This window comes from Actinomyces massiliensis 4401292 (genome assembly GCF_000269805.1).
Lineage (GTDB): Bacteria > Actinomycetota > Actinomycetes > Actinomycetales > Actinomycetaceae > Actinomyces > Actinomyces massiliensis.
On the sequence record NZ_JH711481.1, the window covers coordinates 1613789 to 1629142 of the forward strand.

Sequence of the window (15354 nt, forward strand, 5' to 3'; positions counted from 1 at the left end):
TGAACATCTGTATTGATACCAACGCGATGTCGAATCTTTTGACGAGCCTCTTCAATGTCTGATGCGTATTTGACATATACCTTCATAAGATGGGCGTCTTTCAAAGTGAAGTGTCCGTGTGCACCGAAATGAGTAAGGTTAGATCCATCAACGAGAGACTCCAGATTGTCGAGTGTAGTCGACAGTTGTCTCGTGAAGTCCCCTGGATGGACCGATTCGTGTCCGACTATACTGGCCGTGCCGGAAACAAATAAGAACTGAGCACATTCAGTTGGGTTAATTCTTTGTGTTAACGCGGTAGCTCGGGCAAAGCTCGGCGGCTTAGGGCCATATTTTCTTGGATACTCATAGGCAGGTTTTTGACGCGGATTCTCAATATGTTTCGTTATCCCGGTTCGTGAGGATAAAACTATAATTCCGATACCATCCCCATTGGTGCCAATACCAGTTGCAGCTGGCATGATTGGCGTGCCGCCAGACCTCATAAATGCATGAGCACGACCCTTGGCGAAGTCCTGATAGACTTGTAGCCCAGACGGTAGTGGAGTTAGTATATGTCCAATGTAGTTCCAGATACGAAATAATCTCGGATACCCAAGATGCTCGACTAGACTAAATATTTTCCGATAGCAGGATTCAGCGGCTTTCGCATATTCGGAACTTTCAAGAAGTGTCGCTGCTATAAACAGAAATTCCCCATCTTCGGCGAAGGCCAACTCATCGTGTAATCCATATTTTATAGAAGTTCCCCCCACCCATGATTCAAGAAATTCTTTCTGGACTGAGTTTCATCATTGGAACCGTTAGCAAAGGCGGCTCATTTTCGCCTCCAGAAAGATCTAGCTGATTACCGAACCTAATACGTCCAAGTACGTTGTTAGATGGCTGATCAGATTGGTTGGAAAAAATGGCGTGTAGTGGGGCTGAGACACTTCCTACGTTGTTTTCTGACATTGTTTTCTCCTAAAAGGTTGACACGCGGATAAGTAGGGCAAGTGTAGTCGTTTTTTTAGATACACCTCACCGAGATTCACTAAAGTTGATGGAATGTCAAAAGGTTGTCCTCGATACTGTGATGATCCGAGACTCATGGAGTTATGGCTGCTAACACCTCCTATATTTATGTTTGATCTCTGACGTCTGTAGAACTTTTTTTAGGAAGAAAATTAGAATCTTCGGTTCTAAGAATTACATCTAGAAGACCTGGAAACTTCCAATTTATATCTTCATTCCTTACTTGAATGCTACGAAAACGTCCAGATACCGTTGTCCTAGTTAGCCCAGCTTCTCTTAGCACTTTCCAATGGTGTGAAAGAGTTGCCGACGATAGGTCCAGATCTGCTGATGCCTTTGAACATGCTAACGGTTGATGCTCCTCGTATGCTCGACGAAGAAGATGGCGACGTATGGGGTCTGCCAATGCATCGAGAATTTGTGTGAGATTCAGAGATTCTCTTGCAGGCTCGGGCAATATTTTTACCATAATGATCTAGCCTTTCTTAGTTCTTCATGCGATAAGGGGCCAGTGCGAATTCAAGTAGGCGTATTGCGGCGGATCTGCATTCACGCAGGAAGTCTTCTAGCGGTTCGTTGGCAGATTGGGGAGACATGACCTCGACTGCCCAAGGACCCGTCCAACCAATTTGATTTAGTGTACTCACGAACTGTTCAATTTGGATATCACTACGGTCAGGTAGGGCTCGAAAACTTGCAGACGCTTTACGAAGACTCATGTTAGGCGTTCGAGCGATACCAGATAGTTCGACGGCAAATATCTCCGAGATATCTATAAAACGACGAATCTCGTTAGAGGATACTCCACTTATTCCGAGGTGCCATGTATCTAGGAGTAGGCCGAGTGAAGGGCTACTGATCCTGTCGAGAATCTGGCGAGCGCTTTCCAGATCAGGCACATTAGACATAGCCATTGGCTCTAAAGCCAATTTCACTGACGCATCTTCTGCAAGATGAGCGATACGTTCGAGTGCGTCAATGAATGAGCGGTCTGGACGCTCAGTAGTTCTCGTTTCCGAGATTTTTGGACTGACTTTTATGTGTGCGGCACCGAGTTTTTTGGCGGCGTCCAGCATAATGCTTTCTTGTCTCGATATATCACTATCCGTTTTCCACCATTCCGTCAATAACTCAATCTCTATGTGTGCCAGCTTTTTTGACCTGCACATGTTGGCGAACATTTCATAACCGCAGCCTTCCCGTATTTTTAAGATATCTGGGTATAATAAACCCACGCCGTTCCACGAAGTTGACTCTACGGCATCGAGCCTATCTGTTAGGTTGGTTGACTTTTGCGAATCTAGTGGACCAGCAGTACCGGCCCATGTCCAACCAGAAGGCAGAAGATTCCAAGCGGGGAATAACATATAAGATTCTCGCTATAATGATTCGCGGAAAACTTGGACGATATGCATAGCCTGTTCGGCATTCAGGCGTGGATCGCATAGAGTTGTGTATGTTCTTCTCAGCAAATCATCCTCGGACACGCCTAGCCCTACGCATTCCGTCACATCATACGGTGTTGCTTCAAGATGAATTCCATGGATTCTGGCACTGTTTGCGCGGGCTGCAGATGCGAAAATACGCATTTCATTCTCGATATCATTGAGGCTTCTAGTTTTTCGTCCGTTTTGAGCTCGTTGTGTGTTTCCATGCATGGGGTCAATAACGATCATCGTGTTTTTAGAGTGCTGCTGAAGCTCCTTGAGCAGTAGGGATGAGTATTTTTTGCAGCGGCTACGCCTAAGCGAAATATAAGAACAAGACGACCATCCTCCTGATGCGGATTGAGTGACTCGCATAATGCTTTTAATCCATTACCTGTCATGTGAGGACCAATTTTAACGGCAACGGTGTTGTTCACTTTCTGAAGTAGTTCGATGTGTGCTCCATTTATTCCTCGTGTACGTTCACCCACCCAAGGAAGGTGCGTTGTTCCTAGGTAGTGCTTACCGGTTATAGGGTTCTGACGTACGAATGCAGCTTCATAATCTAAAATTAATGCCTCATGGCTGGTCCAAACTCTGCTCTTCTCTGGTTGCGTGTGTGCAAGAAGATGCATTGCGTGTTTTGATAGTTTATAAGCTTCGTACATACGACTGGGGTTTGGGGTGCGAGATTCTTCGGTCGCCTCGTACCCATTGACTATTTCTCCGCGGAAAACAGGAAGTTTGTGTCCTTCTACTATTTCGTAACCGTTTGATCGCGGTTTGGCAAACTGTCCAGCTATTCGGCCGACCTTAACGACCGATGTGTTGTCGGCATATGCCAGCATTGTTGCTAGTTCGTTTATAAACTTGATTTTTTTAGTTATAGATGTATCGTCAAATTCATTGTATGGTTCAACGCAATCTCCCGCTTGAAAAAACATTTTATTACCTCTACTGACGTCGTTCATTTGTTGACGTAAGGAGGCAACCTCTTTAGGCGTCACCAGTTCCTTTTGTTGCTGCAGCCATCTGGAAACTTGTGTGAGCTTTTCGGGATCGGCCCAGGTGGATTGCTGTTCGGCAGTATGTTCCGGCGTCCATTGCTGCGCGTGGATCGTCATCGAAGTTTCCTTTCGATATTCGTGAGCTGCCCGTCCTGTGGATTGACGATAAGTTTTCATCCCGGCAGGTTATTTTGGAGCTACACGACGCGAACCGGCACCCTGGATGAAAGGCTGGCGGTTCTTCTAGGGACGCTGATATGCTACATGATTCGATGATCATCGAAACGTCGAGATGAAGATTGTGACGATATTAACATCTGTGTGTTTGCTGTGGGTTGTCCTATGGGGCGGTGTCTGTCTCGTGTACTTGGTCGTGGTGTCGGGTCTTGCCGGGGGTCGTTCGCTGCCGGGCCGGACCGGTTTTAGGGTGCGGTTGGGAACTGGGGTGAGAAGCATGTTGTGAGACTCAAGCACCAGTGGCCAGTTAGTTCGGTGTAGCCGGGCATGGTGAGGGACTCTGTGTTGTGTGTCGAGCTGTGGCTGGTTGTTGGGTAGCATGTTCGGTTGTGGGGGTGGTGTTGCGTGTCATGGCGTACCGGGTGAGGATTCGGCGGGCTAGGGTTTGGAGTACCTGGCCCGGGTGTTGTCCTTGGGTGATCTTGCGGTCGTAGTGGGTCATGGAGACAGGAGTGGTGCGGATGGTGGCGAAGGCGGATACATGGTGCGTTGAGTCTCTTGTTACTGGTGTGGGAGACGTGCTCGCCTCCTACAACCCCGGCCGGCTGCCCACCGCCGCTTGACACGCCACATAGGGACACTCCTCCGACCATCAAGGGCACTAGCAAGGTGGCGGGCTTGCGCCGTTTGGCTCGTGGATTGTTGCGTGGAGATGCGATAGGGCATCTGGGCTGAGACGAGGGTGTCCGCGTAGGGTCCGGAGGTCCGTAGGCCGGTGGCGCCCCAGATAATGGCTAGCGTGGTGGAGCAAACTCAGAGGTCAGGAGTCTTGTTATTTTTCAAAGGAGTCCTGCTTGGTGACGCGCAGGATCGGATTGATTGTCGGCAAAGATGCTATGAGGGATACTATTTTATCTATCACCACTGGGAATTGCTGCGTGACTGACACGCGAGAGGAAGTGCGCGCATGCGGACACTATTCGTCCTGCGCGGGGCGCCCGGTGCGGGCAAATCGACTCTGATCCGCCGCCACGGGCTCGGCGACCTCGCCATCGGCCTGGACGACTTCCGGCGCCTGTACTCCACCCCTTTCACGGATCTGGACGGCCGGCCCACCCTGTCCATGGCCTTCGGCGCCGAGAAGCAGGTCGTCTCGGCCTTCAAGGCCGCCGTCGCCACCCGGATCCGGCAGGGCGGCACCCTCCTGCTGGACTGCACCAACCCGACCCGCAAGAGCTATCGCGAATTCGCCTCTCTGGCGCGGCGCTGCGGATACGCGGTCTACGTCATCGACATTCAGGGAGAGCTGAGCGATGCCGAGCTGATCGAGCGCAACGAGACCCGCCGCGGAGGGATCGACTACGTCGGGCCGGAGGTCGTGACGAGCATCGCGGCCCGGGTGCGGGCCGGCACCGCCTCCGTCGTCGAGCCGGTGGTGGGCCTGGACGACGTGCGCCGCCTCAACACGATCACGGAGATCGACGTCGCCGAGCGCTACGAGCGCCTGGTCGTCATCGGCGACGTGCAGAGCTGCGCCGGGGCACTGGCCAAGGCCAAGGAGCACTTCGGCGGCTGGGACCCCGCGACCCTGTTCGTCTTCGTCGGCGACCTGTTCGACCGCGGTCCCGACGCCGCGGGCGTCCTCGACCTCATCCTCGATCAGGCCGACGCCGATGGCGGGCTCCCGGACAACGTCATCCTCGTCGAGGGCAACCACGACGAGCACCTGCGCATGCTCTGCGCCGACGTGCGCGGCGGCAGCTGGCCGGACACGCGCGAGTCCCGCCGTCAGATCCTGGCATCGGGGCGGCGCAACGGCGATATCGAGGCGCTCCTGGCCCGCATGGTCCCCATGGTCGGCCTGCGCTTCGCCGGCGAGCACATCCTGGTCACCCACGCGGGCCTGGACCCGGTCACCATCGACCGGATCGTCACCGAGCGCGAGGACGGCCTGCTGTCCTGGGACCTCACCGAGGTCCCCATGCTCCAGCTCCTGCTCGGCTCCTCGGAGCGGTCCACCGCCTTCCAGGGCCGCTCCAGCTACGAGCGCGCCGTCGAGCCCCGCCTGTCCCACCCGCGGATCCTCCAGGTTCACGGACACCGCAACGGCACCCGCTCCGAGGAGCCGGGGCCCGCACTGGCCGCCCCCAACGTCTACACACTCGAGCACCGGGTGGAGCACGGCGGGCACCTCGCCGTCCTGCAGATCGACGCCGACGGCACGCGCACCCTGCACGCCTTCGAGGAGGATCACCCGGTTCTTACCGGCGCCGCCGCCGACCCGACCAGCCTGGTGGCGCGCATGAGCGCCCACCCCGAGGTCCGCGTGTGCGAGGTGACCGGAATGCCCGGCATTCTCGCCTGCAACTTCTCCCGGCGGGCCTTCACCAAGGGCCTGTGGGATGAGACCAGTTGCAAGGCCCGCGGCCTGTTCCTGCGCGCGGACGACGCCGAGGTCGTCGCCCGCGGCTACGACAAGTTCTTCAACCTCGGTCAGGCACCGGGGCCGGCCGGGTTCGAGGAGGTCGTGCGCACCGGCGTCGGGCGGCCCCTGACCGTGCGCCGCAAGTGGAACGGCTATCTCGGCATCGTCTCGGTGATCGATGGGCGCCTGCGCGTCTTGTCCAAGTCCGGCGTCACCGCCTATTCCGAGCACGCCGAGTCCCTGCTGCGGACGCACCTGGGCGATCGGGCCGATGAGCTGGCGGGCATCATCGCCGAGGCCGGCGTCTCGCTCACCTTCGAGATCATCAGCCGCCGCGACCCCCACATCATCGATGAGGGCGATGACGAGGTCGTCCTGCTCGACGCCATCCGCAACCGGGAGGACATGGAGCTGGTCGATGACCTGCGCCTGCGTCTGGCCGAGGACTTCGGCTTCATCTCCCCGCAGGTGGAGGTCCTGTCCGAGGCTGTCGAGGACGCCGGCGATGGTGCGGATGATGCCCTGGAGGCGCTGGTCGCACGGGCCCGCGCCGCCGAGGAGCGCGGGGAGGAGGGATTCGTCATCACCTACGCCGATGGTGCGATGACCAAGTACAAGTCCCGGGTCTACTCCGAGATCAAGGCGTTCCGCTCCCTGCTCACCCGCCACCTGGCCGGGAATCGGGTGCGCGTGACGGGGCCGGGATCCGCGCTCATGCACGCCTATCTCGAGCGCGAGGCGGAGGAGGGGGCCGGTAAGAGCCTGGTCGAGAGGTACACGATCGACGGCCTGATCGGACCGGTGATCGACATTCCGGCGCTGGTCGCGTCCCTGTGAGGGCTGTCAGGCCCGCGAGAGGCCCGTCAGGTCGAGGCCTGTCAGGCCCGTGGGGGCGGCCGAGGGCGGCCGGACAGTCAGTGCCGGTTGCCGGTGAGGGTCAGTGCCGGTGAGTGCCGGTGGCGCTCACACGCCGAAGCCGACGCGGTGCGGAGCGGTCTGCCCGATCTCGATGTAGGCCAGTGAGCCGGCCGGGATGAAGACCTTGCGGCCCTTGTCGTCGCTCAGGGTGACGTCCGCGGTGGCGGCGCCGGAGACCGCGTCGAGGATCTCCTCCTGAGAGGCGGTGGTCTCGATGGTGAGCTCGCGGGCGGCGTGCTTGATGCCGATGGTGACCTGCATGATTCCGTGACTCCTTTGTTCCTGCCGGCGGCCGAATCACTCCCGGCTGCGACCCCAGGGCGATCCTAGGACGGGCTCGCCTCCTGCAGGGCCGCCGTCATCGTTTTGCCGCGGTATTTCGCGTCGCGCGGACGGGGGCGGGACGCAATCCGGTGACCGGTGCCGATAGGTGCCGATAGGTGTCGCACCCGCATGGTGTCATTGGGGCCATGATTGGTGCCCTGCACGACGACGGCGCTCCGGCCCGGGTCCGGCTCCTGCCCGCCCCGGCGCCCGCCCCCCTGCCCGCCCCGGACGCCTCCGGTCGCGCGGTGCTGGAGCGCGCCGCCGCGGGCGCCGACCTGGTGGTGCTCGGCGCGGCCGGCACCGGCAAGACCTGCCTGGCGCTGCGCCTGCTGTGCGATGCCCTGGCTCTGGGGCGCGACGCCCTCCTGCTCGCCCCCACCCGCACCCGCGCCGACTCCCTGCGCCGCCGCGCCGCCCGCCTGATGCGCGCCCGCGGCGTCGGAGACGGCGCGGTCAGAGTGCGCACACCGGCCGGGTACGCCTTCACGGTGCTCACCACGTTCCTCACACGCCGCCGCGACCCGCTGCCCGCCCCGGTCCTGCTCGCCGGAGCTGAGGAGGATGCGGCGCTCGCGCATCTGGTCGGCGTCGAGCACTGGCCCGGCCTGCCCCCCGAGGCCGTCGCCTCCCGTGCATTCCGCACCGAGCTGCGCAGCCTGCTGGCGCGCGCCGGGGAGTTGAAGGTGGACGCCGATCGCCTCGCCGCCCTGGGCCGTGAGCTCCAGGTCCCCCTCTGGGGCCCGGCCTCCGCCCTCCTGCGCACCTGGGACGCCCAGGGCAGGCCCACTGCCGAGCGGCGCCCCGAGACCCGCAAGCTGGACACCGCGCGCATTCAGGATCGCGCCGTCGAGGCCCTTGAGGAATGGGATGCTCAGGACGTCCTCGAGGCGCCTCCTGTCCCCGACCTGGTCGTGGTCGATGACTACCAGGACTGCACCGCCGCCACGGCCCGCCTCCTGTCCGCCCTGGCCCGCCCCGACGCCCGGGGGCGCCGCGCCCAGGTGGTGGTGCTGGGGAACCCCGACATCGCCGTCGAGACCTTCCGCGGCGGTTCCCCGAGTCTGCTCATTGAGGCCGAGGACCGCTCGGGGCTGGCCGCCGAGCGCCTCACCCTGCGCTCCGTGCACCGGGGCTCACCCGCTCTGCACGCCGTCTGGCGCGACCAGGCCGGGAGGGTCCCGGTGACCGGCACCGCCTCTCACCGCGGCGCGCTCCTGGGCGAGCCCCCGGACGCCGCCCGCGCCGAGCAGCCGGGGGGCGGCGGGAGCGTCGAGGGCAGCGAGGGCAGTGAGAGCGCTGAGGGCGTGGGCGTGCTCGTGGCCTCCTCTCCCTCTCAGGAGGCCGCCCACGTCGCCCGGATGCTGCGCGGCGAGCACGTCCACCGCTCCACCCCCTGGGATGCGATGGCCGTGGTCGTGCGCTCCGCGGTCCGCGCTCAGGCCGTGGCCCGCGAGCTGCGCCGCCGCGGCGTGCCCCTGGCGGCCACCGCTCCGGCGGTGCTGCTGCGCGCAGAGCCCGCCGCCAGGGCGATCCTGGCGACCGCGCGGGCCGCGCTGGCAGGGCGGCTCGGCAGCGCCGACGCCCCGCCCGAGCGGTCCAGCGCCCTCGATCTGCTGACCAGCCCCCTGGTCGGCCTGAGCATGCTGGATCTGCGGCGTCTGCGGCGCCGTCTGCGGCTGGATCGCCCCGCCGAGACACATCCCGATGAGAATCTGCTCGCCGTGCTGGCCTCCCGCGAGGCCGCTGCGGCACTGGCCGATGAGCTCGCAGAGGGGCCCCTGGCGGACCAGGCCGGGCGTCTGGAGGGCGCCGCGCGCATCGCATCCGCGGCGCGTGCGGTCTGCGGGATCGGAGCCGAGGATCCGCCCGCGCGCGTCGACGCCGAAAGGCTCCTGTGGGAGATCTGGCAGGCCTCCGGCTGCGCCGAGCGGTGGCGCTCCGCGGCCCTGGGCGTGTCGGGCGGTGCGGATCCGCTCCTGGCCGAGGTCGCCGAACGTGATCTGGACACGGTCACGGCCCTGTTCAAACGCGCCGAGGTATGGGCCGAACGGCATCCGGGCGGGCGGGCGGAGGAGTTCCTGACCGAGCTCGACTCCGAGGTCCTGCCCTCGGACTCCGTGGCGCCCCACGGCTCTCGGCCCGGCGGCGTCGCCGTGCTGACCCCCGCCTCCGCCGCCGGAGGGCAGTGGGAGGTCGTGGCGGTCATGGGACTGGGGCGCGACGCCTGGCCGGACCTGCGGCTGAGGGACACGATGACGCGCTCGGGCCTCCTCGTCGAGGCCGTCATGGATCGCCTGACCCGGGGCGCCGACGGGCGCCTGAGCGCCGGCGCCGATCCGACTGGCGCACGGGCCCAGGTCCGCGGGGACGAGCGGCGCATGCTCCTGGCGGCGCTGACCCGCGCCACCCGTCGACTCCTGGTCACCGCCGTGGCCGATCAGGACAACGCCCCCTCCTCCTTCCTGATCGAGATCGCCCGCGCCGCGGGGCAGACGGTGATCGATGCCGACGGCGCCCCGATCATCGCCCACGACGTCGGCGACCTGACCCTGCGAGGGCTGGTCGGCGAACTGCGGGAGGCCGCCCTGGCCGGGAACCTGCCCACGGCCGATGACGCCGAGCGCCGCCGCGCCCGCCAGGCCGCCCGGCTCCTGGCCGAACTGGCTCGTGAAGGCGTCCCCGGCGCGTCTCCGGGCAGCTGGCAGGGGGTGGAGGGCCCCACCTCCTCGGCGCCCCTGATCGGGCCCGGCCAGCGGGTGCGGGTGAGCCCCTCCGACGTCGAGGGCCTCGTGCAGTGCCCGCTGCGCTGGTTCCTCACCCGTCAGGGCGGGACCGGGGCGCCGTCCAGCGCCCAGGACCTCGGCAGTTTCATCCACACCCTGGCGCAGGAGGCGCAGGAGCGAGATCTGAGAGGACGGGCCCTGATGGCCCGCTTCGAGGAGCGCCTGCCCGAGCTCGCCTACCCCGAGACCTGGTTCGGATCGGTGCGCGCCGAGGGCACCCGTGCCATGGTGGAGCGCCTCGACGCCTACCTGGGGCAGGCGCCCGCCGATGCTCGGGCGGAGGCGAGCGTGCGCGCCGAACTCGACGTTCCCGATCCCACCGGTCGGGGTCCGGCCCTGCCCGTCGTCGTGACCGGGCGCATCGACCGTCTGGAGCATCTGGAAGCGCCGAAGCCCGGTGCCGGCGGCAGCGGGCGGGTGCGCATCATCGACTTCAAGACGGGGCAGCGCGTCACCTCCTCCGCGGCCCGTCACCCCCAGCTGGCCACCTACCGCCTGGCGCTCGAGGCCCTGGGCTACGAGGTGGACGGCGGGGCGCTGGTCCTGCTCGGCAAGGAGCCGCCCAAGAAGAACCAGGGCGCTCCGGTCCTGGCGCCCGCGGGGGCCGCTCTGGAAGCGAGCCCCGATGCCGAGGGGGAGGACTGGGCGCGCGCTCTGCTGCACGAGGCGGCACTGGCGGCATCGGGCAGCACCCTGACGGCCCGCAGCGGGGAGCAGTGCCGGACCTGCCCCGTGAAGGACTCCTGCCCGATCCAACCCGAAGGGCGCAGGGCCGTCGCATGAGTCCTGCAGCTCCGCCCAGTCCCGAGCGTCTCGCCGAGATCCTCGGCATGCCCCTGCCCACGCCCGAGCAGGCGCGCATCATCGCCCACCCGCTCGCGCCCCTGCTCGTCGTCGCCGGGGCCGGCAGCGGCAAGACCGCCACCATGAGCCAGCGCGTCGTCCACCTCGTCGCCGGCGGCCAGGTGCGCCCCGACCAGATACTGGGTTTGACCTTCACCCGTAAGGCCACTGCCGAGTTGGAACAACGCGTCAGGACGCGTCTGGCTCAGCTGGCCGTGTCCGGGCTCCCCGGACTGCCCGAGCTGGACGAGGAGGCCGGCCCCACGATCGCCACCTACAACGCCTTCGCGGGCTCCCTGGTGCGCGATCACGGACTGCGCCTCGGCATCGATCCGGACTCCACCCTCATCACTGAGGCGCGCGCCTGGCAGATCGCCACCCGGATCGTCACGGAGCGCACCGATCCCCTCCCGCTGGACAAGCCCGGCGCCGCGGCCACCACCCTCCTGGCGCTGGACGGGGCGCTGAGCGAGAACCTGCTGTCGGTGGCCGATGCGGCCGAGCAGCTCGGTGACCTGGCCGCCCTCATGGAGGGCATCGGATCCGTACGCGGCTGCAAGACCCTCGTGCGGGGCGTGCCCGAGGCCCTGACCACCCGTCTGGGCATGCTGGAGGCGGTCGCCGCCTATCGCGACTACAAGCTGCGGCACTCCCTGCTCGACTTCGGCGACCAGATCGCCCTGGGGTGCCGTATCGCGGAGGAGGTCCCCGACGTCGCCCAGTCGTTGCGCACCCAGTACCCGGCCGTCCTGCTGGACGAGTTCCAGGACACCTCCGTGGCCCAGATCCGCCTCCTGGCGGCGCTCTTCTCAGACTCGGGCGTGACCGCCGTCGGGGATCCGAACCAGGCCATCTACGGATGGCGGGGTGCCAGTGCCGGAGCGCTGGACACCTTCCATGAGTACTTCAACCCCGGCGGTGCGGCGGCTGCTGAGAACGCGTTCAACACGGGCGGCGCCGATGAGAGCCGGGCACCCGTCCTGCCCCTGTCGACCGCCTGGCGCAACGACCGGGCGATACTGCGCGCCGCCAACGTGACCTCCTCACCATTGCGCCACCACACTCCGCAGCCCGGGGACGCCGAGGTCGCCCACATCCCGGTCGACGAACTCCATGAGCGGCCCGAGGCCGCGGGCCTGGCCGAGGGCGTTGTCGTCGGCGCCTTCGTCCAGGATCCGCTGGCGGAGGCGCGCACCATCGCTGACTTCATGGAGGAGCGGTGGAGCCCGCAGGTGGAGATGGCGGTCCTGTGCCGTACTCGCGCTCAACTTGTCCCGATCGCCGACGCCCTGGAGGAGCTCGGCGTGCCCTACGAGATCGTCGGGCTCGGCGGCATGCTGAGCGTGCCGGAGGTCGCCGATGTGCGCGCCGCCCTGACCGTGGCCGCCGACCCCGAGCGCGGTGATCGACTCCTGCGACTGCTCACCGGGGCGGGTATCGGCGCCGCCGACCTGCGCGCCCTGGCGGCACTGGCCAGAGCACAGGTCCGTTCGGCTCGGGAGCAGACCGGCGATGGCCGGGATCAGGCGGAGCGGGAGCAGCCGGACGCCCCGCTTCTCTCCGAGGCGATTGAGACCCTGGCGCGGTGGGAGGAGACCGGCCGGCCCCCCCGGACCGCCGCATCCGGTGACGCTGAGGCTGGCGGAGTCGCTGAGGCTGGCGGAGTCGCTGGGGCAGGCAGGGCGACCGGGACCGGCGCTGGTGCACCCGGACCCGCCGATGTCGGGCTCAGCGAGGCCGGTCGCCGCGCAGCCGTCGGATTGGCCCGCAGTCTGCGGCGGGTGCGCGCCGGCCTGGGACTCGCCCTGCCCGACCTCGTCGTGCTGACCGAGCAGGCCCTCGGGCTCGATGTCGAGCTCGCCGCCCGCGTGGGCAACCCCCTGGGGCGCCGCGCCGTCGACCGCTTCCGCGAGGCCGCGGAGCAGTTCACCGCCGAGATGGAATCGCCCACCCTCGCAGGCTTCCTCGATTGGCTGGAGGCCGCCGAGGAGCATGAGAACGGCATGGAGGCCCCCCATGTGGAGCCCGAGCCGGGCGCCGTCCAGCTGCTGACCATCCACGCCGCCAAGGGCCTGGAGTGGGACACGGTCGCCGTGGCCGGCCTGGTCGAGCAGGTCTTCCCCTCCTACCGTCAGCAGCCGAAGGAGGACCGCACCCTGTCGGACAAGGGGTGGATGACCAGGCCCGAGGAGTTCCCGCACCCGCTGCGGGCCGACGCCGCCACCCTCCCGCCCTTCACCCTGGGCATGTGGGACACGGCCGGATGGGACGCTGAGGCGCTCAAGGAGGCCTGGGGCGAATACACCCTGGCCCTGGGCCGCCACACGCTGGCCGAGGAGCGGCGTCTGGCCTACGTGGCCTTCACCCGTGCCCGCCACGAACTGCTGCTGACCGGATCGCACCTGGCCAAGGCGGCCGCCAAGCCGCGCCCCATGGCGCGCTTCCTGGACGAGCTCGTGCGACGGGAGCTGGTGCGCCCCTACGGGCCGGGCTGGCAGAACTACGACGAGGACCAGCCCAACCCCTTGGCCGGCGGCAGCACGACCGGCACCTGGCCACCGCCCGAGCCCACGGGAGTCCGCGGCGAGCATCGGGAGGCCCGGCGACGCGCGGCCCGCGACGTCGCTGCGGCGGGCAGAGACGGATCTGCGCTGGAGGCGAGCACGGATCCGACCGTCGCCCGCTGGGTGGCCGAGGCCGAGCTCCTGCTGGCCGAGCGCGCCCGTCGACGCGACCAGCCCCCTTCGGTCCACCTGCCCGACCACCTGGCCGCCACCAGGATCGACGAGCTACGCGCCGATCGGGACCGCTTCGCGCTCGACCTGCGCCGCCCCCTGCCGCCGGAGCCGCGCCCGGAGCTGCGGCTGGGCACCGTCTTCCACGACGCCATCGCTCTGCGGCTGGGCGGGCAGGGCCAACTGCTGACCCTGGAGCAGGCGGGCGTTCCCGATGCGCTCACGCCCCGCCAGCGCAAGCAGCTCGAGCGCTGGCTCGAGATCGCCGAGAGGCTGCCCCTGCTGGACGGCTGCCTCCTCCAGGACACCGAGGTCGAGCTGGAACTGGCGCTGGAATCCCTCACCGTGCGCTGCCGCCTCGATGCGGTGTTCCGGGATCCGGGGGGCGCCTGGCTCATCGTCGACTGGAAGACCGGCCAGAGGCGGGTGCCCGTGGACCAGCTCAGCATCTACGTCCACGCCCTGGCCGCCTCCCGGGGGGTGGAGACCGACGCCGTGCGCGCCGCCTACGTCTACGTCGATCGTGACGATGGGCTCGTCGACGAGCTCTCCGCCGCGGATCTCCTGCCCCTGTCCGAGATCGAGGATGCCCTGCGGGCGGAGGGCCGCTCATGACTTCGCTGATAATCTTGACCTTGACACTGTGGCAATCGGGAGGCTGATGACATGGTCCGTGCGAGTCCCGTTGGCCCCCGGTGGACCATCGGCCAGTTCTCCCGCATGACGCTCCTGAGCGCCAGGATGCTGCGGCACTACGACCGGCTCGGTCTGCTGCGCCCCGGCGACGTCGACCCGAGCAACGGCTACCGGTACTACTCCCGGGACGAGCTCGCCCCGGCCCTCATGCTGCGCCGCCTGCGGGAGGCGGGCCTGGGCCTGGAGGAGGCCTCCCGGGCGCTTCCCGCTCACCTCGCCGACGACGAGGCGGCCTGGCGGCGGCTGCTGACCCAGCACCTGGACCGCCTGGATGAGGAGGCGACCGAGCTGGGGCTGCGGCGCGAGCGCACCCTCGCACTGCTCCACCATCGAAAGGAACCGTTGATGAGCGCTAACGGCGCTGATGGCGTTAACAGCACCGACAGCACTGACAGCACTGACAGCACCGGTGACGCGGGCTCCGCCTGCATCACCACTCTGACCATCCCCGCCCACACCATTATCGCCCGCCGGGAGATCATCCCCACTTACGCCGATGTGGGGCACCTGTTCGACGAGTTCGAACCCCAGGTCCGCCGGGTACTCGCCGGCGGTGCCGTTCACCTAAGCGGCCAGCCCTGCGGAGCCACCTTCTTCGACGACGAGTACGTCGAGCACGACGTCGATGTCGAGATCTGGGAGGTCGTCGACGTTCCTGACGTCCCTGACTTCCCTGATGCTCCTGACGCCCCCATCGAGGTCAGCGCACCACTGACCTGCCGCACCGTCCCGGAGCAGACCGTCATCGCCACCGAGCACCTGGGCCCGTACGACGGTCTAGCGGAGACCTATACGGCGCTCCTGCAGCAGATCGGTTCACTCGGTGAATTCGATGAATTCGATGAATTCGATGAATGCGGTCTGCGAACCTCGGGGCACGCCTTCGAGCGCTACCTCGTCGGTCCCGCCCACAACCCGGACCCGGCATCGTGGCGCACCCAGGTCTGCTTCCCCATCAGCCCGGCGGACTAACCTGCAGACGGGCACGGGGCCGACAGCGCC

The 15354-nt window shown here is 65.4% G+C and carries 8 protein-coding genes and 1 pseudogene; 4 read left to right on the forward strand and 5 right to left on the reverse strand.

Annotated elements, in window-relative coordinates; all coding sequences use genetic code 11:
- From W5W_RS16310 to W5W_RS16110, 4 genes and pseudogenes are all read right to left on the reverse strand, one after another.
- A partial coding sequence (locus W5W_RS16310) for a chorismate transformation FkbO/Hyg5 family protein (RefSeq protein WP_161603438.1) occupies positions 1-755 on the reverse strand: 755 nt, incomplete at its 3' end.
- Positions 756-1120: 365 nt separating this feature from the next.
- Positions 1121-1483, reverse strand: coding sequence for an ArsR/SmtB family transcription factor (locus tag W5W_RS16935; RefSeq protein ID WP_081486218.1), 363 nt, complete (start codon positions 1481-1483; stop codon positions 1121-1123).
- 16 nt (positions 1484-1499) lie between these two features.
- Positions 1500-2249: a sugar phosphate isomerase/epimerase family protein gene (locus tag W5W_RS15680; protein WP_161603439.1), complete on the reverse strand. Its 750-nt coding sequence runs from the start codon at positions 2247-2249 to the stop codon at positions 1500-1502.
- Positions 2250-2393: 144 nt separating this feature from the next.
- Positions 2394-3625 (reverse strand): annotated as a pseudogene (locus W5W_RS16110) (3-deoxy-7-phosphoheptulonate synthase).
- Between the two features lie 967 nt (positions 3626-4592).
- On the opposite strand from W5W_RS16110, the gene W5W_RS0106925 reads away from it, so the two are divergent.
- Positions 4593-6887, forward strand: a complete 2295-nt coding sequence (locus W5W_RS0106925; RefSeq protein ID WP_017194862.1) for an RNA ligase — start codon at positions 4593-4595, stop codon at positions 6885-6887.
- A 126-nt stretch (positions 6888-7013) separates the two neighbouring features.
- Here W5W_RS0106925 and W5W_RS0106930 read toward each other — a convergent pair whose 3' ends face one another.
- A complete protein-coding gene (locus W5W_RS0106930; RefSeq protein WP_008732214.1) occupies positions 7014-7229 on the reverse strand; it encodes a DUF3107 domain-containing protein in 216 nt (71 codons plus the stop codon).
- Between the two features lie 179 nt (positions 7230-7408).
- Between W5W_RS0106930 and W5W_RS0106935 the strand changes: the two genes are divergently transcribed.
- From W5W_RS0106935 to W5W_RS0106945, 3 genes are read left to right on the forward strand one after another with little or no spacing between them, the layout of a single operon-like run.
- Positions 7409-10861, forward strand: coding sequence for a PD-(D/E)XK nuclease family protein (locus W5W_RS0106935; protein WP_238533275.1), 3453 nt, complete (start codon positions 7409-7411; stop codon positions 10859-10861).
- Positions 10858-14271: an ATP-dependent DNA helicase gene (locus W5W_RS0106940; RefSeq protein WP_017194864.1), complete on the forward strand. Its 3414-nt coding sequence runs from the start codon at positions 10858-10860 to the stop codon at positions 14269-14271. Before W5W_RS0106935 ends, W5W_RS0106940 begins: the two co-directional genes overlap by 4 nt.
- Before the next feature lie 51 nt (positions 14272-14322).
- Complete coding sequence (locus W5W_RS0106945; protein ID WP_017194865.1) at positions 14323-15324, forward strand: MerR family transcriptional regulator; 1002 nt, start codon at positions 14323-14325, stop codon at positions 15322-15324.
- The last annotated feature ends 30 nt before the right edge of the window (positions 15325-15354 follow it).